General features: G+C 41.7%; 21 protein-coding genes and 1 pseudogene. 8 read left to right on the top strand and 14 right to left on the bottom strand.

Going from position 1 to position 23,930, the window contains the following annotated elements; genetic code table 11:
* Window positions 1–576, bottom strand: a 576-nt coding sequence (locus tag K8S13_RS04335; RefSeq protein ID WP_291460716.1) for a pyridoxal-dependent decarboxylase, incomplete at its 3' end; no start/stop codon positions are given.
* Window positions 577–612: 36 nt separating this feature from the next.
* Entirely contained in the window at window positions 613–1,617 is a 1,005-nt protein-coding gene (locus tag K8S13_RS04330) for a methyltransferase (RefSeq protein WP_291460715.1), read from the bottom strand.
* Between the two features lie 237 nt (window positions 1,618–1,854).
* On the opposite strand from K8S13_RS04330, the gene K8S13_RS04325 reads away from it, so the two are divergent.
* The gene (locus K8S13_RS04325; RefSeq protein WP_291460714.1) at window positions 1,855–3,402 is read left to right on the top strand and encodes a SpoIIE family protein phosphatase; all 1,548 of its coding nucleotides are present in this window, start codon (window positions 1,855–1,857) and stop codon (window positions 3,400–3,402) included.
* A gap of 43 nt (window positions 3,403–3,445) precedes the next feature.
* Here the strand turns inward: K8S13_RS04325 and metW are convergent, their stop codons facing one another.
* Genes metW through K8S13_RS04310 form a run of 3 tightly spaced genes read right to left on the bottom strand, consistent with a single transcriptional unit; the run spans window position 3,446 to window position 6,473 of the window.
* Window positions 3,446–4,060 (bottom strand): methionine biosynthesis protein MetW, encoded by a 615-nt coding sequence (gene metW / locus K8S13_RS04320; protein ID WP_291460713.1) that lies wholly within the window; start codon window positions 4,058–4,060, stop codon window positions 3,446–3,448.
* On the bottom strand, window positions 4,050–5,216 hold the full coding sequence (locus K8S13_RS04315; protein WP_291460711.1) for a homoserine O-acetyltransferase: 1,167 nt from the start codon (window positions 5,214–5,216) through the stop codon (window positions 4,050–4,052). Before K8S13_RS04315 ends, metW begins: the two co-directional genes overlap by 11 nt.
* A 3-nt stretch (window positions 5,217–5,219) precedes the next feature.
* Complete coding sequence (locus K8S13_RS04310; RefSeq protein ID WP_291460709.1) at window positions 5,220–6,473, bottom strand: aminotransferase class I/II-fold pyridoxal phosphate-dependent enzyme; 1,254 nt, start codon at window positions 6,471–6,473, stop codon at window positions 5,220–5,222.
* Window positions 6,474–6,842: 369 nt separating this feature from the next.
* On the opposite strand from K8S13_RS04310, the gene K8S13_RS04305 reads away from it, so the two are divergent.
* Entirely contained in the window at window positions 6,843–7,265 is a 423-nt protein-coding gene (locus K8S13_RS04305; RefSeq protein WP_291460708.1) for a universal stress protein, read from the top strand.
* A 60-nt stretch (window positions 7,266–7,325) separates the two neighbouring features.
* Here K8S13_RS04305 and K8S13_RS04300 read toward each other — a convergent pair whose 3' ends face one another.
* Window positions 7,326–8,540: a nucleotide disphospho-sugar-binding domain-containing protein gene (locus tag K8S13_RS04300; protein ID WP_291460707.1), complete on the bottom strand. Its 1,215-nt coding sequence runs from the start codon at window positions 8,538–8,540 to the stop codon at window positions 7,326–7,328.
* A gap of 153 nt (window positions 8,541–8,693) precedes the next feature.
* Here K8S13_RS04300 and rlmN point away from each other — a divergent pair, with 153 nt between their 5' ends.
* On the top strand, window positions 8,694–9,770 hold the full coding sequence (gene rlmN, locus K8S13_RS04295) for a 23S rRNA (adenine(2503)-C(2))-methyltransferase RlmN (protein ID WP_291460706.1): 1,077 nt from the start codon (window positions 8,694–8,696) through the stop codon (window positions 9,768–9,770).
* An 88-nt stretch (window positions 9,771–9,858) separates the two neighbouring features.
* Window positions 9,859–10,887 carry a GGDEF domain-containing protein gene (locus tag K8S13_RS04290; protein WP_291460705.1) on the top strand — a complete coding sequence of 343 codons (1,029 nt, stop codon included), beginning with the start codon at window positions 9,859–9,861 and terminating at the stop codon, window positions 10,885–10,887.
* Window positions 10,888–10,898: 11 nt separating this feature from the next.
* Here the strand turns inward: K8S13_RS04290 and K8S13_RS04285 are convergent, their stop codons facing one another.
* Entirely contained in the window at window positions 10,899–12,764 is a 1,866-nt protein-coding gene (locus tag K8S13_RS04285; protein WP_367172527.1) for a GNAT family N-acetyltransferase, read from the bottom strand.
* Between the two features lie 15 nt (window positions 12,765–12,779).
* On the bottom strand, window positions 12,780–12,935 hold the full coding sequence (locus tag K8S13_RS04280) for a hypothetical protein (protein ID WP_291460704.1): 156 nt from the start codon (window positions 12,933–12,935) through the stop codon (window positions 12,780–12,782).
* 351 nt (window positions 12,936–13,286) lie between these two features.
* On the opposite strand from K8S13_RS04280, the gene K8S13_RS04275 reads away from it, so the two are divergent.
* Complete coding sequence (locus tag K8S13_RS04275; RefSeq protein ID WP_291460703.1) at window positions 13,287–14,465, top strand: FprA family A-type flavoprotein; 1,179 nt, start codon at window positions 13,287–13,289, stop codon at window positions 14,463–14,465.
* A 9-nt stretch (window positions 14,466–14,474) separates the two neighbouring features.
* A complete protein-coding gene (locus tag K8S13_RS04270) occupies window positions 14,475–15,335 on the top strand; it encodes a DMT family transporter (protein ID WP_291460701.1) in 861 nt (286 codons plus the stop codon).
* Window positions 15,336–15,365: 30 nt separating this feature from the next.
* Here K8S13_RS04270 and K8S13_RS04265 read toward each other — a convergent pair whose 3' ends face one another.
* Genes K8S13_RS04265 through K8S13_RS04250 form a run of 4 tightly spaced genes read right to left on the bottom strand, consistent with a single transcriptional unit; the run spans window position 15,366 to window position 19,466 of the window.
* Window positions 15,366–17,096, bottom strand: coding sequence for a YcaO-like family protein (locus tag K8S13_RS04265; RefSeq protein ID WP_291460700.1), 1,731 nt, complete (start codon window positions 17,094–17,096; stop codon window positions 15,366–15,368).
* Window positions 17,097–17,112: 16 nt separating this feature from the next.
* Window positions 17,113–17,547 (bottom strand): MOSC domain-containing protein, encoded by a 435-nt coding sequence (locus tag K8S13_RS04260; protein ID WP_291460699.1) that lies wholly within the window; start codon window positions 17,545–17,547, stop codon window positions 17,113–17,115.
* Window positions 17,548–17,564: 17 nt separating this feature from the next.
* On the bottom strand, window positions 17,565–18,218 hold the full coding sequence (locus K8S13_RS04255) for a DUF1641 domain-containing protein (RefSeq protein ID WP_291460697.1): 654 nt from the start codon (window positions 18,216–18,218) through the stop codon (window positions 17,565–17,567).
* 12 nt (window positions 18,219–18,230) lie between these two features.
* Window positions 18,231–19,466 (bottom strand): FAD/NAD(P)-binding oxidoreductase, encoded by a 1,236-nt coding sequence (locus tag K8S13_RS04250; protein WP_291460695.1) that lies wholly within the window; start codon window positions 19,464–19,466, stop codon window positions 18,231–18,233.
* 390 nt (window positions 19,467–19,856) lie between these two features.
* On the opposite strand from K8S13_RS04250, the gene tilS reads away from it, so the two are divergent.
* Entirely contained in the window at window positions 19,857–20,051 is a 195-nt protein-coding gene (gene tilS, locus K8S13_RS25585) for a tRNA lysidine(34) synthetase TilS (RefSeq protein WP_367172528.1), read from the top strand.
* A 1,084-nt stretch (window positions 20,052–21,135) separates the two neighbouring features.
* Here the strand turns inward: tilS and K8S13_RS25580 are convergent.
* Together K8S13_RS25580 and K8S13_RS04240 are read right to left on the bottom strand one after the other, a co-directional pair.
* Window positions 21,136–21,672: pseudogene (locus tag K8S13_RS25580) on the bottom strand (DUF255 domain-containing protein); the annotation flags it as partial.
* Between the two features lie 299 nt (window positions 21,673–21,971).
* The gene (locus tag K8S13_RS04240; protein WP_291460692.1) at window positions 21,972–22,847 is read right to left on the bottom strand and encodes a cation diffusion facilitator family transporter; all 876 of its coding nucleotides are present in this window, start codon (window positions 22,845–22,847) and stop codon (window positions 21,972–21,974) included.
* A 394-nt stretch (window positions 22,848–23,241) separates the two neighbouring features.
* On the opposite strand from K8S13_RS04240, the gene K8S13_RS04235 reads away from it, so the two are divergent.
* A partial coding sequence (locus K8S13_RS04235; RefSeq protein ID WP_291460691.1) for a sigma 54-interacting transcriptional regulator occupies window positions 23,242–23,930 on the top strand: 689 nt, incomplete at its 3' end.

Below are 23,930 nucleotides of genomic sequence, written 5' to 3'. Positions count from 1 at the left end.
GATTGAATAATGGGATGTTTCCGGGGCAAGAATAACAAGATCAGAGGGATTGCCTTTTTCTCTAATAGAGCTGTCCAGGCAATTTCTAGCGGTTAAAAGTGCTGTCATATTAGCAAGGGAACCCCCATGGGTTAACACACCGCTGCCATGAAAAAAAGTCAGTCTTTTTTTAATATCCGTGGGCATGGGTTCCCATCCGATTTTTTCCAACAGGTAATTGACCATGAAAAATTCAATGGCAGCAGCAGCCGGACCCATTTCGTAGATAGCCATGGCATTGTTGGTAAATCCGTCAATCAATGACCCCAGTGCACCTGTTGGATGGGGCACACCGACCTGGTGGGCAAAATATCCCGGATGGTGCAGTCTTGTGGTATTGTCAAGATACTCTTTTATGAAGGAATCAATCCTTTCATCGGATAAATCCCCCTTTTTCAGGTGGGTGGCAAGGCCTAATTTTTCATGAAGTTCGCTGATGGTCAGTTGTTTGATTACCGGTTTTTCTTTATTGATACTCTGGTTGTAATAGCTGTCAAGCTCAGATAATACTTTTTTCCCATCCTTATAAAAACTCATATGTCACTCCATCTTGCTTTTCAGTATAATTCATTTTTATGAAGTGATACCGCTTAAAATACCGGACTGGGTCGGTCCTGTAAAAGAAAGCCGTTTGATGTCTTTTATCCCGTGTGCTTTTAGCATGTCGGATATCTGGGGTTCACTGTATGCCCGGCCTTTTGGTGTTCCTAAATACATATTGATGGAAAAAAGAGCCGGAAATAACGGGCCGTCCATATTATCATTCAGGATAAAATCATGAATGTAAATTTTGCTTTTAGGCTTTAAGGCCGAAACCGCTTTTCCAATGATTTTTTGAGCCTGTTCCGGTCCTTCCCCATGGAGGATGTGGGAGAGCCAGGCAGCATCAAAAGAATTGGGGTAAGCAAATTCATCTTCGATATAATTTCCTGATATGAATTCGACCCGGTCTGATACTTTAAAGTTTTTAATGGTTTTTTCAGCAAAGGGACGGGTGGTTTTAAGGTCATAAACAGAGGCGCTTAATTCTGGGTTGGCAAGGCAAAAATGAATGGCATAAGTCCCGGGGCCTCCACCAAAATCAAGAAGCCTTTTACAACCGGACAGGTCAAGTTTTTTTGACAGTTCCGGCGCAACAGCCATGCCAATGTTGAACATACCCATTAAAAAGCTTTCGCGCCGTTCTTCATCGGAAAAAGAAGAACGGTTCCTTGTTGGCCTGCCTTCAATAATGGCTTTATCCATTTTGTGCCATGATTCCATCAGATGATGGTGGTGCATGATCATAAACCCGATATATTGCCGTGATTTTTTTGAAAGAAAAGTTAAGGCCGGGGGAGAATTGGAATATTTTCCATCTTTTTTTACAAGAAGCTCTAATGCAGACAGTGCATTTAAAAGCAGGAAAAGACCCCGTTTGTCCATCTTTAGTTTTTCATTGATTTCATCAACAAATAAGGCATCAGATCCGATAGCTGTGAAAATATCAAGTTTTACACTGGTATGAAGCGTACAGGTTTTCCAGTAAGAGCCGGACATTTCAAGAAGGCTTCCCGGATTCCAGTCAAATGATTTCATGCTGACTCCTTTCTTTAAAAAAATTTGGGTTATGAATTGCGTTAATCCTGATGTTCGCTTTGTCATAAGGATGATACAAAAAGATTATACCGAACAACTCGGTTTCAAACAAGAAAGAATGTTTACCAGGTTAATCGTATGTAGATTAAAATAAATTTGCTTTGCAATACAATATATTGTAAACTGATATTTATTTTTTGATGACTTGTAGTGCCTTCATGGGACCCTGCTGCCACTATGGAAAAAAAATATCATTTTTATAACAGCATATTTACACAGTCTGTTCTTATCGTCATCGGATTTACACTGGTTTCTCTGGTATTGAGCGGCTACCTCTTCCAACAAAGTATGAAAAAGGTAGCCATGAAAGAGGTAGAAAACAAGGCGACGATCTTCCTTTCCGCTATGGAGACATCGGTACGCCGGTTTGTGACGAATAGAGAATCTAAACGTTTAACAGAATTGATAGAAGAACGGGCGAAGTTTTTGGAAAGCAACTTGAACTTTACAATTATCAGAGTAGTGGTGCAGGATCCCCAGGGTCAAATCTTAGATCACACCAGACCGGAGAAGATAGGGCAAACACACTCAACCGGCGATTTTCAAAAAGTGATAACCTCTGGCCGTCCTTTGATAAAGCGGGAAATCAAAACCCTCAAACTGGAATCTGGAAAGCCTGATATACCGGTCATTGAGATCATTTTTCCGATTAGCAACCGCATAGGAGATATAGTGGCTACCGTTAAGATTATTCTTGATGTCAGGCGTACTTTTGAACTGATCCATAAAGAATATTGGCGCTTAAATACGAGGGTGTTTTTAGGATTCGGTCTGGTCGCCGTTCTCCTGGTTATAGGAACGCTTTTTTTCCTCAGCCGTCGAATTATCACCCCTGTGTTATCAGTCGTGAAAGGTTCTGCTATGGTTGCATCGGGTGATTTGGAGATCCATCTTGTTCCCCGGGGAAAAGATGAGATCAGTAACCTGATACATTCGTTTAATCAAATGGTGGAAGGTCTAAAGCAGCGGGATCAGATGCGCCAATCCCTGGAAATAGCAATGGAAGTTCAGCAAAATCTTCTGCCAAAATATGATCCTGATTTTGAAGGATTGGATATTGCCGGCAAAAGTATCTATTGTGATGAGACCGGTGGAGATTATTATGATTTTTTTGAGTTTGATGAAAATAGAGCAGGAAAAATTGGAATTGTTTTAGGTGATGTTTCCGGGCATGGTATCTCCTCTGCACTTCTAATGGCAACTGCCCGGGCTTTTCTTCATCAGCGTCTGGCCTTACCCGGTACCATCTCTCAGGTTATTTCAGATATAAATCGGCAGCTTGCAAGAGATGTCGTAGACTCTGGTAGTTTTATGACTATGTTTTATATGATTTTTGATAAAGCATGCAAAAGTGTAAAATGGGTACGTGCCGGGCATGATCCCGCCATATTTTATGATCCAAAGACTGATAAAATTTCTCAATTAAAAGGTGCCGGAATAGCATTGGGTGTAGATGAAAACTGGCAGTATGGAGAAAATGAGAAACAAAACCTTGCAAATGGGCAAATTATTGTTCTCGGGAGCGATGGCATTTGGGAGGCACGTAACCCAAAAGGTGAAATGTTTGGAAAAGAACCTATCTATACCATCATCAGAGAAACCGCCAACCTTGATGCCAAATCAATTCTAAACACCATCATCGAATCATTAATCAAATTTCAGGACAACGTTAATGTTGAAGATGATATTACCTTGGTAGTAATAAAGATTTTACCCCAATTTTAATTCAAGACGCCTGCCTGCTATTGCTTTCCAGATTATTCCATGTCTATTCCCTGCCGATTAAAAAGATGCCATAAGTGGCAAACAAATTGGGCAAAAAGTTTACCATTTTGCCTTGGCCATGGTTGTTTTTCGTATTAATGGCAGCTCTTTTCAGAATTTTAAATCCGACCTGGTTGGAAAATTTTTCAAAATCATTCAGGCTTAGAACCCGAATATTAGGGGTGTCATGCCATGAATAAGGAAGTTCCTTTGTTACCGGTGCCCTGCCGGTAAATGCCAATTGCATCCTGATCTTAATATGGCCAAAATTCGGGAAACTGACCACACCCATTTTTGCCACCCGCATCATGGAATGGATCAGGTTTGACGGTTCATAGACCTGCTGAAGGGTCTGGGAACAGATGGCATAGTCAAAAGTATTGTCCGGGTAATCTTCAATCTCTTCATTAATGTCCCCCTGTAAAACCGAGATTCCCTTTTCAATACATTTTACCACCTTGGGTTCTTCTATTTCTATGCCCCGTTCCATTACATTTTTTTCTTTTTTGAGCCAAAAAAGCAAGTCTCCTTCGCCACAACCTAACCCCAGCACTTTTGATCCGGATTCAATCCATGAGGCAATGATTTTTAAGTCATATCTGAGCTGATCATGTTTCATGGAATACACTCCTTAAAAAGCCTTTGATCAGATTATCAAGCCTGTCACTGGGAAGTAAAAAGGCATCATGCCCCCATTGGGCATCAATTTCGCAAAAACTGACATCCAGATTGTTCTTTTTCATGGCTTTTACCATCTCTTTTGATTGATATGTGGGGTAGAGCCAGTCAGAGGTATAAGAGACGACCAGAAATTTTGATTTGCATTTTAAAAAAGCCTTAACAAGAGACCCTGAACCATATTGCCGCGCCAGATCAAAATAATCGGCAGCCTTGGTAATATACAGAAAGGAATTGGCATCAAAACGTTCGATAAATTTTTTACCCTGATATTGAAGGTAGCTTTCCACCTGGAATTCAGCACCGAACTTAAAGCTTAAGGCAGATCTGTTTTGAAGCCTGCGACCGAATTTTTGGCGCATGGACTCATCGGAAAGATAAGTGATGTGCCCGATCATCCTGGCAATGGCAAGACCCATATCCGGCTTTTTGCCTGAATAATAATGACCCTCATTCCAGTTGGGATCAGCCATGATGGCCTGCCGGGCCACTTCATTAAAGGCAATGGCAAGGGCTGAATGCCGTGTGGTTGTTGCAAGGGGAATGGCTGATCTGACCATGCCCGGATACCGGACACACCATTCAAGCACCTGCATGCCCCCGACTGATCCGCCAATCACCGATAAAAAAGATTTGATTTCCAGGTGATCCATCAGAGTTTTTTGAGTTTCAACCATATCGCCAATGGTAATGAGAGGAAACTTTGTTCCATATTCTTTGCTGGTTTCAGGATTTATGGATGTGGGGCCGGTTGATCCGGCACAGGAGCCGATAATATTGGAGCAGATCACAAAATACTTGTCCGTATCTATTCCTTTTCCAGGGCCCACCATGATATCCCACCAGCCCGGTTTGGCATCTTTGGGATCATAATATCCTGCCATGTGAGAATCCCCTGAAAGTGCGTGGAGCACAAGAATGACATTGCTTTTATCCTTGTTCAGGACGCCGCAGGTTTCATAGGCAATGGTGACAGGGCCGATGCCGGCTCCGCCTTCAAGCTTCAGCCTGTCGGGCGGTTCGGCAAAACTAAAGAATTGTTTTTCAACAATACTCACACTATCTCCGGTTTGATCCTGATCAATATATTCACTCATCAGTTAAACAGCTTCCAGGGCCTGGGCCAGATCATTACAAATATCCTCAACATGCTCCACTCCAAGGGACAATCGCAGCAGTTGAGGGTCTGCAAGTTTGTTTTTAAGGTCTTGGGGAAAGGAGATGTACTGGGATGAGTAGGGATGAATAATTAAGGTTTTGCAGTCCCCGAGATTGGCCAGGTTTAAAATCATATCAAGATGATCAATGAACCTGAAACAGGCGTCCTGGTCCTTTAACCCGAAAGTGAGCATGGCACCAAAGCCTTTGTTGCCAAATTGAGCTTTAGCGATTTCATGGCATTTATGATTCTCAAACCCCGGGAAGTTGACCCATTCAACCTTTGGCTGTTCTTTTAGAAAATTGGAAACCTTTATGGCATTGTCCATGTGACGTTCCATGCGAAGGCCCAAAGTATTCAATCCAAGGGCGGTAAGGTAAGAATGAAACGGAGCGGGTGTGGTGCCAAAGTTGATATGAAACTCTTTGAACAGTCTGTGCAGAAATGCAAGGTTTCCCTTTTGTTCAACAAAGGGAGCAAAATCAGAAAATTTTTCACAGGTCCAGTCAAAATTCCCGGCATCCACCACCACTCCTCCCATGGCAGCACCATGACCGGACAGGTATTTGGTTGTTGAATGCAATACAATGTCTGCTCCCAGTTCAATGGGCCGGCAAAGCCAGGGACAAGCCAGTGTATTATCAATCAGAAGCGGTATGCCGTTTGTATGGGCAATGCCGGCTATACTTTTGATGTCTGCAATTTCCATTCCCGGGTTGGTGATGGTCTCCATATAGACAAACCGTGTCTTTCCATTAATGGCCTGTTCAATCTCATCAAGGTTCAGCGGATCAACAAGCTTTACACTAATACCGTATTTTTTAAAAATATTTGTAAAAAGCGTATAGGAAGACATGAAAAGTGATTTGCTGGCTATAAAGCCATCTCCGGCACAAAGCAGGGTCATACAGGCATTGTTAATGGCTGCCATTCCGGAGCCGGTCACAACAGCGCCTGCTCCTGATTCCAGGGATGCCAGCTTTTGTTCAAGAAATCGGCTTGTGGGATTGCTCAACCGCATGTAAATGTGTTCTCCGGTTTGACCGGCAAATGTTTTGCTCAAGCTGTCCGCAGTCTCGTGGTAATGTGCAGCGGTCTGAAAAATGGGCGGGAGGGTAGCGCCATCCCAGGTGGCATCTTTTAACCCTTCATGAATCGCTCTTGTTTCAAAATGATAATGCCTTTTTTTGCTCATGATAGTTCCCCTTCATGCATCAGTTCTATGTCTAAGAAATGATAAGTATCACGTTGTGGTAGATTTTTGTCAATATTAACTTTAATTTTTTAATAAATCAAGTGACATTATGTTGAAAAAACAGTATACTCACCCTATATTTCGGATTATGAATCTATTAATGATTTTGTCTCTTCTCACGGATCTCACGAAAGTTGTGAACCTGAATGATATTATCCTCTCCTCTAATTGAAAGACTTTGATACTTTGACTTAGCGTGCCTGTTAAACCGGAAATACGGTCACAAACCCCACAGCTTGTTGAGGGGAAGCTTTAATAAAATACGGTATACAACATCAGCCTGGCAAACAGGCTGGAAAGGAGAATGTGATGGATATAAAAAAAATACTGAACCCTATTGACGGGTCAGAGCATTCAATCCGAGCAACCGAGTATGCCATTAAACTTGCAAGACTTTTGGATGCCGAAATTATCCTTCTGTATTGCCATGCCAGGTTCCCAATTGTTTTAGCAGAGCCCTATTTTCAGCAGGCAATTAATGAAATTAACAAAGCATCTGAAGAGCTTGTTGACCCATTTATAGAAATACTTGAAAAAGGAGAAGTGAAGTTTGAGGTACGTATTCTTGAAGGGGCTCCTGGAAATAAAATACCTGAGGTGGCAGGAATTGAGAAAATAGACCTGATTGTAATGGGATCAAGGGGGGTTACGGATTTTACCGGATTGTTTCTCGGCAGTGTTGCTCACCAGGTACTCCATAAATCAGAGTGCCCCGTTTTCATAGCAAAATAGTGCAGGAGTTACAAAAAGCACCATAGACCTTTACAAGGGTTATTTGTAAAAGAGGCTGGATTAAAAAGACTGCTCGATTGTTTTAACAGTCAATTGTAAAGATTTGTCCCGGTCAATTGATTTTTTTATTTTTTTGGCAGTTTGTTTAATTTTTGGGTTGGAGAGGCATTCTTTTAGTGCTGCAGATAGTTTGCCAACGGTTAATTTTGAACGCCAGATAGGTTTTGGCCCCAAGTTAGACGAATAAATTTTTTGGCCATGAAAATATTGATCCAGAATATGGGGGATAATCACTTGAGGAACTCCTGATATAGCTGTGGTGGCGGTTGTCCCGGCACCACCGTGGTGAATAACGGCATCTGTTTGGGGGAAAAGCATTAGATGTGGGTAATTTTTAATAAAAAAGACATCATTGGCAGACTGATATTCTGAAGATTTTTCCCAGAACTTTGTAATAATAATTCGTTTGCCAACGCGTCTGGCTGCAGCTACAAGCAAGGGAATATTTTTGGCCTGGTCTTTGGGGGGCATACTTCCAAATCCTGCATAGATTGGCCTTTCTCCCTTTTTAAGAAACCTGTCAAGATTCGGTTGGGCGGCGGCGGGTAAGTCCAGGTGCAGGTATCCGGTTTGAACAAACATTGTTTTTACATCTATGGGTACCTTTGCAACTTCTTTATCGCAGGCAACAATGGGATGCTCTCCTAAAATATGATCCCATGCGTTATCAACAGGCCCAAGGCCCAATTTTTTTCTGTACCGGTTTATCAAAAAGGTTAAATTAAACTTGTCCAGCAGGCTGGCAATTTTCCATGACATTCCATTGCACCATTGGGGGAGAGTTTGAGTTTTTATGGTTAAAAACGGATGATTATTGGACGGGAAAAGCTGTGGGGTAAAGGCCACATAACGATATTTTATATTCATGGCCTGTGCAATTGAAGACAAAGCAAACATTAACGATGATCCAATTACAAGATCTGCGGTTTCTATGATTTTGGGCAGGACTTTAAATTGAGAATGCAGTTCCTGCCTTACAAAAAAAACAGAAGCAATGTTCGTGCGAAGGCTGATAGCATCCTTCATATTGTTTAAAAAAGTGGTAACATCCGTGCCGAATTTTTTGTATGGGCATCCCAGTTGCCTTGCCCACAAAGCTTTTTCAGGGGGGCCTACAAGAAGGACATCGTGCCCGGCAGCTTTTAAGGCAAGGGAAAGGGCGATCATGGGCTGAACATCTCCCCGGGAGCCGCAGGTTGCAAGCACTATTCTCATTAAAGCTACCTCCATGATTTGATATCTGGATTATTATGTTCATAAGAATAACACGTTTTCATCCTTAAGCAACCCTTTGGAATGGGTGTTTAATCATACCGATATTCGGGTTATCATGTTGACATTATTGTCATTTTTAGGTAAGGAAATTTATTGGAAAGTGATTTTGATATTCTTATAATTAAAAGAATAAAATTAGATGATGGGATGGAAATTTTAGAATTTACACTGGATCAGCTTACCTGCAAATTTAGACAGGAGTTTGGTAAAGGTCTGTTTCACGCATCTGCCCTTTCCCGGGAAATTTTTAAATTTGGAAATAGAAATTTTTTTGATGCAAATGAGTTTACAACCTCACCTGTCTTTGCCAAGCAGCTTAAAAATAAAATCAAACTCACACCGGGAAAAGTCATTGAGACCTTTAAAGAAAACAATCTGACCAAGTTTATCACCTTGCTTTCGGATGGAGAGAGGATAGAGTCTGTTATCATCCCCATGACAAACCATCAGACCCTTTGTGTCTCCAGCCAGGTGGGGTGTAAGATGGGATGCAGGTTTTGTGAAACCGGCAGGATGGGCTTTAAAAGAAATCTACAGGTTGCTGAAATCACGGGACAATTGTTCAATGCCAGATTCACCCTGAAAGAGAATATTAAGAACATTGTATTTATGGGCATGGGAGAGCCTCTTGATAATTTAAACCATGTGGTCCAGGCCATCCGGGTGATGAACGAGCAAAGAGGGTTTGATATTGCTTTGCGCCACATCACCTTATCCACTGCTGGTTTGATAGGCGGTATTGAAAAGCTTGGCAGCCTTAATATGTCAGGCTTAAGACTTGCAGTATCCATCAATGCCCCTGATGATAAAATTCGTTCCTGGTTGATGCCTGTCAATAAAACAGCACCCTTGCAAAGGCTCAAAAGGGCTTTGGAAATGTTTCCATTGCCCAAAAGAGGATGTTTTTTATTTGAATATATTTTAATAAAAGGTTTAAATGATTCCCCAAAAGATGCTATACATCTATCTGAATATATTAAACCTTTGCCTGTAAGATTGAACCTTATCCCTTGTAATCCTGTGAACGGGTTTAATTATGAATCACCTTGTGACGATGATATGAACAGGTTTGCGGATGTGTTAACAGACAAAGGAATTTTTGTGATTAAGCGATGGAGTAAAGGCCGGTCGGTTGCAGCAGGTTGCGGGCAGTTGGGCCGGAAATGTTAATCTTTGATTATACCTGACCACGGCTTGGCATGGGGTGTGTTTGTGAAAAATAATGGCTGGATGAAATTTGTAATAACTTAGGTGGTTTATGAATTATACGGAAGAAAAAAGCAAGGCAGGCGAATATTTAAGACTGGCCTTGAATTATATTGCAAAACACAATTTGCCTGCCAACCCGGTAAATTATACGGTCTGGTACGAGTATGTATCCGGCAAAAACATGAAATTGAAAAAGGCCATTGAACATTCGCTTGAAAATGCTAAATCCCTTAACAATAATAATGTCGAAGGCCTGTATCAAAGATATGTAGCAGATGGCGACAGAATTGTCATCAGCAAACTTTTAACCAAGATTTCCCTGATGCTCAAAGATATTACCTACCATGTTTCAGAAACAGATGGAGATCTTTCAGGGCACGGCAAAAATCTGGGAGATTTGGCTGAGCAGATTGGTGATGTCCATGATTACAATGATATTAAAAAGATTGTTGACCAGATGATTGTTGAGACTAAAGCGCTCGTCAAATCAGGCAAGAGACTTCAAACAAGGATGAAAATATCTTCTGAAGACTTGAAACAATTGCATCAGGAATTGGAGAAATCCCAGCAGGAAGCACAGACAGATGCCCTAACCTCTCTAATCAATAGAAGAGGACTTGAAAAAAGGCTTGAACTGGAAAGAATCAGGGCCAAACAGAATGATTCACCGTTCTCCATTATTATGGTGGATATCGATCATTTTAAAAAGGTAAATGATACCTTTGGACATCTGGTGGGAGACAGCATTTTAAGAAGTCTTGCCCGAATGATAAAAGATCATTTGAGAAGAAATGATATTGCTGCAAGATATGGGGGCGAAGAGTTTTTAATCCTTTTACCTGAAACAGAAATTGAGGGGGCTAAAGCTGTGGGTCAAAAAATTAGAAAGGCCCTGTCCACAAAGGAATGGAAGCTTAAGGAAAACGGTAAAAGTATTGGGAGAATAACCGTCTCCATGGGAATTTCCTTATACAAATTCAATGAACCTGAAGAAAGTCTGATCAAACGAGCGGATGATGCTCTTTATCTGGCCAAAAACAACGGCAGGGATCAGATTGTTACCCAAAAAGAGCTTTAATCTATTTGTCCTCAGCTTTTTGGGCCGGTTAAATCAATAGTCAATTCATAAATTCCTTGTTCCACCTTGGCCTGAACCGGAAAATCACCTTTTTCAAATACTTTGAGCATGGCGCGGTTGGATGCCAGGACATCAGCGGTCATACCCTGTGCACCCCTGTTTTTTGCCAGTCTTGCTATCATCTGATACAGATAAGTAGCAATTCCGTATCCCTGATATTCTTCATCAACGACAAATGCAATATCCACAAAGGGTTTGTTCTGATGTTTAGCAAACCTTGCTTCGGCAATAATGGTCTGTTGTCCCGGTTTTCCCACAAGAGCAACAATGGAGAGGACATCCCGATAGTCAACATTTACGTATTCCTGGGTTTTTTCATGGGGCATGGTTTTTATAGGGCTGAAATACCGGTAATAGATGGCCTTATCGGAAAATCTATAAAATAACCGTCTCATCTGGTCTTCATCAGACGGTTTGATGGCCCTGAAACGTACATCTATCTTATCCCTGAATGTATGTCGTATTTCAATATCGGCAGGATAAAAATGGGCACTGTCTGCCAGAAAGATTTGATCTTTGTACAGGATATTGATTTTTTTTGCCCCTTCAACCAGAGAGGGCCGGTCTTCAGGGTGGGCAATTTCAATAAGAGCCTGGGCACGTTCTCTTAAGGTTTTCCCCCGCAAATGGGCAATCCCCTGTTCTGTCGCCACAAGATCAATGGACTCTGGAAGGCTTAGTAAATCAGGAGAGTCTTCCACTGAGAGGCGGATATTGGGATTTCCCTGACGGTTTCGACTGGGAAGGGCAACAATGGTGTAACCGCCCTGGGAGATTTCAGCCCCATTAAAAAAGTCTGCCATCTGTCCAGGGCCTGCAGTGACATGCCCTTTGGTGTTATGCAGGGCCACCCGGCCTGAAAGATCAACTCGTCTTACCGGGATAATAAACACAAACCGGTGGTTTCGTCCGATCTCCATGGGAGTGAATACTTTGTCAATGCTTTGAAATTCAACAATTGGGTTTTTGTCGAGAAATTGCATGAGCTCTTTACTGCCAAGGGCATAGGCGGTTAAAGATTTCCCCCGGAAAAAGCCTTTTCGACGGTTGCTTACAGCACCGCTTTTAACCAGTTCCATTAATGCATCTGTAAAAAACGGGGTGTGTATCCCAAGATCTTTTTTATCAGCAAGATATTTGGGCAGGGCCTCGAAAATCGGGCCAAATGTAAAGGCAAGACAGCTGCCATCCTCAATAATAGAGGCAACATTGGCTGCCAGCTTGTCAAATACAGGATCCACCGGGAATCTGGGGAAATAAAACGGCGGGTCAATGGATTCAACGATCATATCAAATGCATCAAACGGAACAAAAGTATCCCCTAATGTAAAAGGGATATCATGGTTGATTTCACCCACAACAAGGTCTGCCTGTGCCATGGCCCTGCGCGCTACATCAACTCCCACACCCAGGCTGCAATAGCCGGCTCTGTTGGGAGGTGTTATCTGAACAAAGGCAATATCAATAGGAATTTGACCTTCCTTCATGAGCAAGGGGATGGCTGAAAATCTTGAAGGGACCAGATCTACCTGTCCGGCTGAAATGGCTTCGGCAGATACCCATCCCGAGAAAAAGGTTTTAAGGCGATATCTTTTGGATTGTAATGCCTTGTATGAGATGGCATCCCCGAAACTGATAAGCTGGATCAGGGTAAGATCCTGGAGGCTATATCCCTTTGCATGCATAAGGCAGTTGACAAGTGTTCGGGGCTCTGCAGCACCGGTGCCGATAAAGATGTTCATTCCCGGTTTGATTTTTTCTAATACATCGTTTGGAGAGACGGTCTTTTTCTTCCATAATGGTGTTTTTTTAAACAATATATATCCTCTGTCTTAAATTCTTGTTGCAAAGGGGTCAATCGATTGCCAGCCTAACAGGGTTAAAAATACAACAGGAAAGAAAAAAAGCGGTATGGCAAACAGGACATCCACTGCAAAATGGATGGTAAACCATCTTTTCAAAGCAATGGGTACTGTCTGATGGGTCATAACACTTCTCCTTTCCGTGATGAATCCAAAAAAATGTTTAAATCCATCAAATTAATGTTTATGGAATCATACTATTAATAATTGAAAATCTTTAAAGTGTCCATACAATTGAGCCTGAACAGGCTATTTTTTGTAAATATTGCAAAGTTTTGGTGTCTCCAACCTCTTTTGTAATACAAGTCAGATCCAAATTCTGCATTACGCCAAGTAATATACTGTAACAAAAGCTTGATCCATTTGATTATTTTTTTATATATTATAATTTAATTGTTATATTTTTTTGCAGGTATTATAAATGTTGGGAATGAGGAAAATACTTGAAATTTTTGAAAAACTAATAAAGGAGGCATTATGAAACCAAGGAAAATTAAAGACAGAATTTACTGGATGGGTTATGTGGATTGGGATACACGTCTCTTTGACTCTCTCATTCCTCTGCCGGACGGAACAAGTTACAATGCCTTTTTGATTGAAGGCAGCGAGAAGACTGTTTTGATTGATACGGTTGAGTCACAATTTGCTGGAGAACTGCTGGCACAGCTTGATAATATACCTAAACTCGATTACATCGTTTCGCTTCATGCGGAACAGGACCATTCGGGCAGCATTCCCCAGGTACTTTCCCGCTACCCTGATGCAAAATTGATTACCAGCCCAAAGGCCAAAGGGATGCTGATGGATCTACTTCGGATACCCGAGGAAACTTTTATCATAGTCAGTGACGGTGAAACACTCTCTCTCGGGGACAAGACGCTGGAATTCATACATACTCCCTGGGTACACTGGCCTGAAACAATGGTTGCCTATCTAAAAGAAGATAAAATTTTGTTCAGCTGTGATTTTTTTGGTTCTCACATTGCAACAAGTGATCTCTATGTTTCCGATGAAGCGCGTGTTTACGAGGCAGCAAAACGCTACTATGCCGAGATTATGATGCCATTTAGAAATATGATTAAGAAAAACCTGGACAAAATTACAGCATATGACATTGCTGTCATAGCTCCCAGTCACGGGTCTATTTATCCGCGACCCTCCTTTATTATCGATGCTCATAAAGACTGGATAGAAGGGCCATCAAAGAACCTTGTGGTTCTGCCTTATATTACAATGCATAATAGTACAAAAAAAATGGTCGATTTTTTTGTTGAATCGCTTGTGGAGAATGGTGTCAGCGTCGAGCAGTTTCATTTGGGCGTTACGGACATAGGCAAACTGGCAATGGCTCTCGTTGATGCCGGAACAATAGTTATTGGTACGCCAACGGTTCTTGCAGGTCCCCATCCCAACGTCGTTTATGGTGCCTATCTGGCGAACGCATTACGCCCTAAAGCCAAGTTTCTATCCATTATCGGCTCCTATGGGTGGGGAGGTAAGACTGTAGAAATATTAGCAGGAATGATTCCTAATCTTAAAGTAGAAGTTATTGAACCTGTTCTTGCCAAAGGCTTACCGTCAGAGGATAATCTGAAAGCGCTTGAAAATTTGGCTAAAACTATTGCCATGAAACACAAAGAGCAGGGATTTGTATAAAAAAGTGCAATGAACTGGTTTGTTCTTGCACTCATATCGAGCATCACCCTGAGCTTAAGGGAATTGGCTGTAAAAAAGGCCGGGAAAGAGCTTTCTTCTGTTGTTATGAGCTGGGGGCTTAATTTCTTTATGTTCCTCATTATTCTTACCCTTAATGTTATTTTTTTTAATTATCATACCATTACAATATCATTTGTATGGGTTTTAATTATTGCAGCAATTTTGGATTCCCTGGCAACTGTATTATATCTTTGGGCTATTAAAGAGGGTGATTTGTCAAAAATTATTCCCATGCTCTGCTTTATCCCGGTGGTCCAGTTATTTGTGACGCCTGTCCTTGTCCATGAAAACTTGTCATTGATCGGTATTTTGGGTGTCCTGGTGGTGGTGTTTGGATCCTATATTCTCAATATGAAAACCTGGGACGGGTTTTTATCACCGGTTAAAAGTGTTTTCAAGGATAAAAGTTCTCTGATGATGCTGGCAGTAGCCTGCATTTGGGGAGTGAGTTCAAGCTTCCATAAAATCGGTGTGAACCAGACCGATGCATTGTTCTGGGCCGTGTCTGAGATTGGGCTCATTTCCCTGTTTCTATTCCCGTTTGCATTTTGGTTGGATAAGGGCAATTTTTCTTTTTCCAAATTAAAAAATACATTTTGGCCAGCCATTTTCAGCACATTAACCGTTTTGTCATACTATACTGCCATCAGCCTCGGGCCGGTGGCATATGTCTCTTCGGTAAGGCGGCTGGGCGTATTGTTTACCATGTTGATCGGTATTATAGTTTTAAAAGAGAAAGTTAAACGCCTTAGTTTTGTGGGCGGTATTATCATGATCACAGGGGCTGGAATCATCAGTCTGTTTGGATAATGGGCAGGAACAGGTTCCTGCCCAAGGGTATTATTTATTATTTAATTTTTCAATATTATCTCTGGCAAATGTAATGGACGGATCGATTTTCAGAGCCATTTCATAGTATTTGACGGCAATCTTAATTTCACCAAGTTCCCTATAGTTTGAACCGATATTGGCATAGTTGATGGCAAGGGAGGGATCCACTTTAAGTGCATTTTCAAAACAGGTGATGGCTGTTTCATGGTTTTTCAGCATAAAATGGCAAAATCCCATGGTATTAAACATATCCGGGCGCTGCTTATCAATGGCAAGGCCTTGTTTGCAGATTTTGATGGCTCGTTCATATTGTTCAAGATCTTTTAAGCATACCCCCATGTGGGAATAGATATCAGGCATATTCAGCTTTGCAGGATCTCTTTTCAGTGCGGTTTCAAATTCTTTTAAAGCGGTTTCTCTATCATAAATGGCGTTGAACATCAGGCCCTTGTAAAAACTTGTGTAGTATTTACCGGGTAATGCCTTTTCCAGATCATCCAGCCTTGACAGGGCCTGAACAGGATCAAAGCTTTCCGTGATTAATCTGGCGGAAAACATACCCACACTGGCTGCAACAGCCCTTTCCCTGAAATGTGCGCCGGGAATGATGGTATAAAACGCTGGAATCTCAAGCTTTTCATGCATGGTGCTGATGGCAAGCAGTTGATACCCTTTTTTATCCAGTGTTTGGATCAGGTTTTCAACCTCGGTTTTGATATTATCGCTTGAAAGTTTGGGTAATGCATCCATGTCGATCATTTTTTTAGGATGGGTGATAAATTCAGCATCTTCAATGTTGGTAAATTTGGGCAGGCCGCTGGCCACATAATTGGAACCTGAATTAAAGTCGCCTGCAAGCTGGGCTGTTTCCGTAAGGGCACGGCCCATGGCTTTTTGAGGGTCGGGTGATGTTCCGGCTGTCCAGACGATTTCACTCATGTCACCAAATGTGGCAGGGTCCCAGGCAAGAATGGCAATGGTGGGTATTCCCGTATCCAGGGAAAAATCCGAAGCATATACCTTAATCCCTTCTTTTTCATATTTATCCAGAATTTCAATGACCAGAGGATCAGTAAAAGAATCAAGATTAATGCCGGGAACATTCAGGTTTTCATGGCTGACAATGGATGAGGTATGACGTTCGACCAGTTCGCAAATCCCCTGACTTAATGCTTCTTCCGTACAATTCCCTGCGCTGGGCCCGTTAAATTCATTAATCATGTAAAACCAGTTAAAGGGGATCAGGACTTCTTGTTTTTTCGTCAGATTATATCCTTTAGTCCATTTTAAGGGCAGGTCATCAAAGATTTGTTTTACTTTTAATGCATCTTCTTTGTTATCATGAACAGATTTTATGATCTGTTCATAGGTAAGGGCTTTTTCTCCTAATTCTTTTGGGGTTGAATAGAAAAAGTGTTCCTTTTTTTTTATAAAAGAAAAAAAACTGAACCGTTCAGCCAGCTCCATCACTGCACTGGCTTCCGACTGTGCAGGTGTCCCGCCCTTACCCATCTGCTTTTTAGTGCCGACCACATTTTCAGCATCACTGCCGCATTCACTGAAAAAAATCGGTATGTCCAATCGTCCGTTATCAATCCTCCGGGTCTGGCTTAGAATGTCGAGATTCAGCTTTGCTGTTTTTTCTTTAAATTTTGCTACAGTCTCTTCCGGAGATATAATCTTGTCCTGATCATATGTATAGCCTTTGAGGGCATCCTTTAACTCAATTTTATAACTCATGGATTGTCCTTAATCTTTACTTGTCGACACGTTCTATGTTGTCCCCTACTTTAATTATTCCTCCTCTGAGGATCTTAGCAAATACACCTTCTTTGGGCATAATGCAATCCCCTGTCCGATAATAAATAGCACATTTTTTATGGCATTCTTTTCCGATTTGGGTAATTTTCACAAATACTTTTTTCCCGAGTTTGAAAACCTGGCCGACGGGCTGATTTTTCCAGTCAATCCCGGTTGTGGCTATATTTTCAGCAAAATCTCCAAAGTTTAGTTTGAACTCTTCACTGCTGGCTTTTTCAATACTTTCCGAAGCCAGAAAACTTAATTGCCTGTGCCAGTCGCCTGCATGGGCATCATCTTTGATCCCGTGATTTTCTATAAGTTCCGCCTGCTGGATACATTTTTTTATTGTTCCTTTTTTTTTGCTGACGGCAATGGAAACGATTCTCATTTTTTAATCTCCTATGATCAAGGAGTTTTCAGGGCAGATAGCCCGTTGGTCAATTCCAATAACACACCCATGCCCTGTTTGACTTTTTCATCCCCCATTGCCCCCAGCATTGAAAAGGGTCCGGCGGGTTTGGCAGCACTAAGATCAATTGTGGCCGGAAGGGTGGATGCCTTCTCGATAAGATCAAGGGCTTCAGGCCGGGTCAACTCTCTTAACAGGCCCGTCAGACGGACAAGGCCATCGGCAATCTGTTGGAATTCTTCCTCTGTATAGGTCTGCCCGATTTTTTTCAATGTTTGAATGCTGATGTTGGCGATTTTAAATACATTGTTCTGTTCAAGATCATCAAAAAATTGGATAACATCGGGGACAGTGCTTTTCATTAAAGGTTCCGCCGTAACCGCAAGATCAATAATATTTTTCAGCATGTCCATGGAATAGTTTAAGTTTTTGGTATTTCTTAAGGCTTTTTTACAAAGAAATATCAAATCTTCCAATTGAAACTCTGCTTCGATATCGGCAAGTTCACCAATAAGATATTGAACTGCCTCGTTCACCCTGGGTGCCAGTTCAAGTTTTAATTCTTTGATAGATGCTGCAGATTCAGCAATAGGCGTCATTTTTTCTTCGAGTCGTTCCAAACGCTCAAGAATTTTTTCCTCGTTTGTCATTTGCCACCTCCTTTACGATGCTTTCTGACGGATTTTACCGGCAAGATTCATTTGGGGTTCCAACGGCAGATCCAGACCTTTCATCATCAGGTTCCAATAGACCCATCTGAACATCATCTTTCCCCAGTAATTACTCAAGCTCTCTTTTAAGAGGCTGAATGGTCCCATGCCCGGAAAAGGAAATTTTCCCGGCAACGGTTCAACATCATAGGAAAAATCAAGCAGAATAGCTTTTTCAAAGCCGGAAGCCAGAAAACAGGTTGCATGGCCGTCAAATTTAGGGAGTGCCGCATGGCCGTCTATCTCCCGGATCAGGTTGTCAACCAGAGTATAGGCCATGTAATGGGCAGTTGACCCTGCCTTGGAGGCTGGGACATTGGTGGTGTCTCCAATGACAAATATTCGATCAAAGTTTTCAGCTTTCAAGGTGTGGTTGTCTGTTGCCACATATCCTACAGGATCACTGACTTCGGAATCAATCAGACATTTGTTTCCCATATTGGGTGGAATGGCAACCAGAAGATCATATCCGATCTTATTCCCTTTGTGTGATTCAATGTTTTTTTCTTTGCCGTTAACCGCAGCAAGATCAAAATGAGGTGTTACCTTGATATTTTTTTTGGCGGCAAACTCGCCTAAAACTTTGGCTGCCACCGGTTTGGTAAACACATTGTCAAGGGGTGTGACAAACTCTATTTCAACTTTGTCCCTGACCCCGTTAACCTGAAAGAACCAGTCTGCCATAAAAACAAATTCCAAAGGAGCAATCGGACATTTATAGGGGATTTCAGCAATATTTAAAACAATTTTACCGGAATCAAAATATTTAAGCTGTTTATACAGAGCATTCGCCCCTTCCAGTGTATAAAAATCAAAGGCATTATCACGCCAGGCATCCCGCATACCTTCTATTTCATCAGGGGCAATGTCACACCCGGTTGAAATGACCAGCCAGTCATAGTCATAAGTGCTGGCCTTTGTTTCAACCCGTCGCTGGTCAGGATCAATTTTTACGATGGTATCCACAATAAAGTCAACGCCCTGGGGAATGAACTCTTTTTTTGACTTGATAACATCTTCCGTGGAGTAGATGCCAAAAGGGATAAAAAGATATCCGGCCTGGTAATGGTGCCTTTCATCCCTGTCAATAATGGTGATCTCAAGTTGGGATTCAGGAATTTGCTTTCTTAGCATATTGGCAACAATGGTGCCCCCTGCACCGGCTCCAAGAATGAGTACTTTTTTCATGGTATTCTCCTTTGTAATTAGGTGTAAATAAAAAGAATTACGCATATGAATACCACAATGTGGCAGCACAAGCAAATTGTTTTTTAAATTATTTTTATTACAAAGCTGCAGGATCTGTTATCGGTTGTCGGCAAACCTTCTCTTCGCAGGGATAGAGTGTTACCAGGCCATTCAAAGCTGATCGCCCCCTGACCTGTGGGAGAATCTTTGATACAGCATCAAATTCTTTTCCTTCCTGGACCATAATAATGATCTGTCCGGCCACAAATTTTTTGCGGAGGATATCCAGAAAGGATTTTGCCTTTTGTTTTTGGCCTTCCGGTGTGATGATAACCATTTCCCTGACAGGATCTGTTAAAAGTTCAATAACCGGCAGCATTCCGGACATATATGCGGGTGATTTCAAAAGAGGACCGGAAAAATATTTCAAAGTTTTTTCAGCCCGCTGCCCGTAAGTTTTTCGATCCGTATATAAATAAAGACGTGAAAGATTTATGGCAGCAATGGCATTGCCCGAAGGAATGGCGCCGTCATTTACAGGTTTTTCTCTGGCGATTAAATCGTTCTGGTCAGCAGATGTCATAAAAAATCCGCCATGGGTCATGTCTTCAAATTTTTTCTGGATCAAATCATCTATATCAATCGCTTTTAACAGCCATGCAATATCAAAGGTGGCTTCATAGAGATCTATATAGGCAGCGGCCAGGAATGCATAATCATCAAGAAATCCCTGGTGGCCCGTTTTATTATCCTTGAAACTGTGGAAAAGTTTTTGGTCCTGCCAAAGATTTTTAAAAATAAACGCATGGGTCTGGATGGCAGCATCAATGTATTTTTTTTCGTTAAAAGCAAACCCAGCTTTTGCAAGAGCAGAGATGACAAGGCTGTTCCATGAGAGGACAATCTTGTCATCAAGTCCGGGAAGCTTGCGGTTCAATCTTTTTTCATAAAGAGTTTGATTGGCTTTTGTGATGATGTTTTCAAGCTCTTCAGAGGTGATGGCAAACTCTTTTGTGATCATATCCGATTGTCCTGAAATATGAAGGATCTGCCGTTGGTTTTCCCTATCCTTGAGGCCATAATATAGTTTGATTATTTTTGAGGTTTTTTTATCAAACAGGCCATCTATCTCTTCAACGGTCCAGGTGAAAAAATACCCCTCCTCTTGAACTCCTTCAGGGGTGAGACTGTCCGCATCTGTGGCTGAATAAAATCCCCCTTCAGGGGACTGCACCTCTTTTAAAAGATAATCCAGAGTTTTTTGAGACGTTTGTCTGTATTTTTCATTTCCGGTTAATTGATAGGCTTCAGTGTATGCAATGGAAAGCAGGGCATTATCATAGAGCATTTTTTCATAGTGCGGAGTAAGCCAGATACTATCCGTGGTATACCGGTGAAAGCCTCTCCCCACATGGTCATGGATACCCCCGGTCATCATTTTGTCAAGGGTAAGTGTGATCATATCAAGAACCTGATCATCCCGGGAAGTTTGATAATATCGCATTAAAAGTCCTAAGGGGAGCGAAGACGGAAACTTGTTTCGACCGATCAATCCACCATTTTTCCGATCAAATCCATTTTTATATGAGTCCATACTTTTTGATATTAATTCTTTTGTTGGAAGGGCGTTGCCACTTTGATTTTCGGATGACTCTTTAAGAATAGTGGTGATCTGATGACCGGCTTTATTAATGGCCTGCTTATCTTTGTGATATGCCTCATCAAGTCGTTTTAAAAGAGTTAAAAACCCCAGGGAAGCCCCTCTGTCACCATCCCTTGCAGGAAAATAGGTACCCCCGTAGAATGGTTTTTTATCCCAGGTTATAAATACGGTCATGGGCCATCCACCGCTACCCTGTAAGGCCACGACAGCCTTCATATAGATAGAGTCAATATCGGGCCTTTCCTCCCGGTCTATCTTTACGGCAATGTAATGCTCATTTAAATAAGTTGCGATCTCAATATCTTCAAAAGATTCCTCTTCCATCACATGGCACCAGTGACAGGTGGAATATCCGATACTGAGCAGAATGGGGCGATCCAGTTGTTTAGCTGTTTTAAAGGCTTCATCGTCCCATGGGTACCAGTTTACCGGGTTGTGCGCATGTTGGAGCAGGTAGGGACTTGATTCCAAAGACAGTCGGTTGGTATATTCAGGTTTTCCGTTAGCATCCAGATGTCTTGTTCTTGGTGGATTTTTTTCCATTTTATTTATCCTTTTCATCAGCTCATTATCATAAGGCAGGGTACCAGGAAGCGTTTTAGCAAAAGGGAGAGCTGTATAAAACAGACTTAAGAAAAAAAAATAAATAGGTATTGATTAGTGAACCATTGCATAAACTTGTCCTTTCTCTTTCCGGATATCGGCATGTCACCCTTGGGTTTCCTGACGCCACCATATTCTTATAGTAATCAGGTTATTGATCAATTCAATTGCCGGTTTTAATTTAATGGAAAAATATCTTTGAGCTTATAATAGGAAGACAATTTTTATTATTTTAAATCTTAAGAATTTTCTTCAGGTTCCAGATGAACCATGACATCGATGATTTTCGGGTTGTTTTGAATAAGGGTATGCTTCACCTCTTCTGAAATATCATGACCCAGTATAACAGACAATTGTCCATCAACCTCCAGATGAAGATCAATATAAATATAATTGGCAAGCTTCCGGGTTCTCAATTTATGAACACCCCTGACGTTTTGAATATTGTTTATGGTTTTTTTAAGCTCACTGATTTTTTCCTTTGAAAGTCCGGTATCCAAAAGGTCGTTGATATTGGTGAAGATGATCTGAAACCCCACTTTTATGATAAAAGCAGATACAATGATAGCGCCAATCTGGTCAAGAAATCGTAATCTTGGATCTATTAAAGATGCCACAACTGCAATAAGGACGGGAATGGAGGATAATGCATCGGTTCTATGGTGCCAGGCATTGGCTTTAAGAGAAGAAGAATTGGTTTCAATGCCAACCTTGACCGTAGCCTTGAAGAGGATTTCTTTTATGATTATTGAGATAAGCGGGCCGATAATGACAATCCAGTTCAATTCAGGCTGGTTTTTTTCCTGTAGTGAAACCAGGCCATTATATCCAATCGCACCGGCCACAAAAAGAAGAATAAACCCGATAATAATAGAAATAAGGGATTCAATTTTCTGATGCCCGTACGGATGAGAATCATCGGGCGGGGCAGTCCAGTATTTTACCCCGAATAAGATTACCAGGTCGGATGATGTATCTGAAAAGCTGTGCAGGGCATCTGCAACAACCGCCTGGCTGTTACCAAGAAAACCAATAAAAAATTTAATGACGGAAAGAACAATATTTGCTGCAAGGCCGATCAGGGTGATTTTTTGAATTTGGGTTTTTTTATCCATTTAAATAGTATAATCCAAAGCCAGACTTAAATAAAGTGGTTTGATTCTTCTTCACAAGGCAATGTCACGCTGGAAGGGATCAAACTTAAAGGCTGAATAACAGACAAGGTTTATCTTGACTTTGGGGGAAACTAAATTTTACCAATTTGTCTTCTGGCGGCGATCAACATCATTCCTATTGATATTTCATTAACTACCCCACCTGAAATTCAATTACAAAATTAATTAAGGTATCCTGAAATGAATCACTCCTGCCCAAACGAAAACTGCCAGTTTTCCATCAGACACTAGTTAAAAACCTGGATATTTAATATTCCGTTTCCGTTCCAGGCATGGTATGGTCTTACCGATACAATCATGGTGTTTTAACAAAAACATTGCAAGGAATTCACCAATGCCCTTTCCTGAAAATTCTAATCCTTCCGGTCTGCTGAACATGGAAAACATTGATTTTTTATCTGTGCTGAAACATCTGGATGACGGAGTGATTATTGCTGACGTTAACGGGACCATCCTTTTTTACAATACCGCACAGTCCAAGATAGATGGATTGTCACCCAGGGATGTGATCGGGCTCAAGGTGACCGATATTTATGAGCTCAATAACCGTACCAGCATGATCATGCAAGTCATCTACCGGCATGCAGCCATCAAAAACAAGGCGTTTTTCTACAGGACCCGCTCAGGAAAAGTTGCCAACACCATTACCAGTGTTTACCCCCTTTTTAATGGAAAAACCATCAATGGGGTGATCTGTTTTGTAAAGGATTATGAACTCCTCTATCGATCCACTCCTTCATCAGCCATCACTGAATCCAGACCAGACCTTGGCAACGGCACCCAATACACCTTTGCCGACCTTATCGGCAACGATTCGAATTTTCAGCGGGTGGTGGGAATGGCCAGAAAGGCGGCTTCTTCATCCTCTCCCATCATGATCCAGGGTGAAACCGGGACAGGCAAGGAACTTTTTGCCCAATCCATTCACAATCACAGCCAGCGACGGGAACAAAAATATATCGGCATCAATTGTGGGGCCATTCCCCATGATCTTCTGGAAGGCATTCTTTTTGGCACTGCCCG

Source organism: Desulfobacula sp. (assembly GCF_021107415.1).
The sequence above is the reverse complement of the archived record's forward strand: the minus strand, read 5'-3'. Positions and strand labels throughout refer to the sequence as shown.

Bases quoted from the DNA above. Each gene is read 5' to 3' on its own strand.
- K8S13_RS04255 (WP_291460697.1), bottom strand. From the start codon at position 18,218: ATGACAAACGAGGAAAAAATTCTTGAGCGTTTGGAACGACTCGAAGAA.
- K8S13_RS04330 (WP_291460715.1), bottom strand. From the start codon at position 1,617: ATGAAATCATTTGACTGGAATCCGGGAAGCCTTCTTGAAATGTCCGGC.
- K8S13_RS04315 (WP_291460711.1), bottom strand. From the start codon at position 5,216: ATGAGTGAATATATTGATCAGGATCAAACCGGAGATAGTGTGAGTATT.
- K8S13_RS04240 (WP_291460692.1), bottom strand. From the start codon at position 22,847: ATGGATAAAAAAACCCAAATTCAAAAAATCACCCTGATCGGCCTTGCA.
- K8S13_RS04280 (WP_291460704.1), bottom strand. From the start codon at position 12,935: ATGACCCATCAGACAGTACCCATTGCTTTGAAAAGATGGTTTACCATC.
- metW (WP_291460713.1), bottom strand. From the start codon at position 4,060: ATGAAACATGATCAGCTCAGATATGACTTAAAAATCATTGCCTCATGG.
- tilS (WP_367172528.1), top strand. From the start codon at position 19,857: ATGCGGGTGATTTCAAAAGAGGACCGGAAAAATATTTCAAAGTTTTTT.
- K8S13_RS04325 (WP_291460714.1), top strand. From the start codon at position 1,855: ATGGAAAAAAAATATCATTTTTATAACAGCATATTTACACAGTCTGTT.
- K8S13_RS04270 (WP_291460701.1), top strand. From the start codon at position 14,475: ATGAACTGGTTTGTTCTTGCACTCATATCGAGCATCACCCTGAGCTTA.
- K8S13_RS04265 (WP_291460700.1), bottom strand. From the start codon at position 17,096: ATGAGTTATAAAATTGAGTTAAAGGATGCCCTCAAAGGCTATACATAT.
- K8S13_RS04275 (WP_291460703.1), top strand. From the start codon at position 13,287: ATGAAACCAAGGAAAATTAAAGACAGAATTTACTGGATGGGTTATGTG.
- K8S13_RS04250 (WP_291460695.1), bottom strand. From the start codon at position 19,466: ATGAAAAAAGTACTCATTCTTGGAGCCGGTGCAGGGGGCACCATTGTT.
- K8S13_RS04300 (WP_291460707.1), bottom strand. From the start codon at position 8,540: ATGAGAATAGTGCTTGCAACCTGCGGCTCCCGGGGAGATGTTCAGCCC.
- K8S13_RS04310 (WP_291460709.1), bottom strand. From the start codon at position 6,473: ATGAGCAAAAAAAGGCATTATCATTTTGAAACAAGAGCGATTCATGAA.
- K8S13_RS04290 (WP_291460705.1), top strand. From the start codon at position 9,859: ATGAATTATACGGAAGAAAAAAGCAAGGCAGGCGAATATTTAAGACTG.
- K8S13_RS04260 (WP_291460699.1), bottom strand. From the start codon at position 17,547: ATGAGAATCGTTTCCATTGCCGTCAGCAAAAAAAAAGGAACAATAAAA.
- K8S13_RS04305 (WP_291460708.1), top strand. From the start codon at position 6,843: ATGGATATAAAAAAAATACTGAACCCTATTGACGGGTCAGAGCATTCA.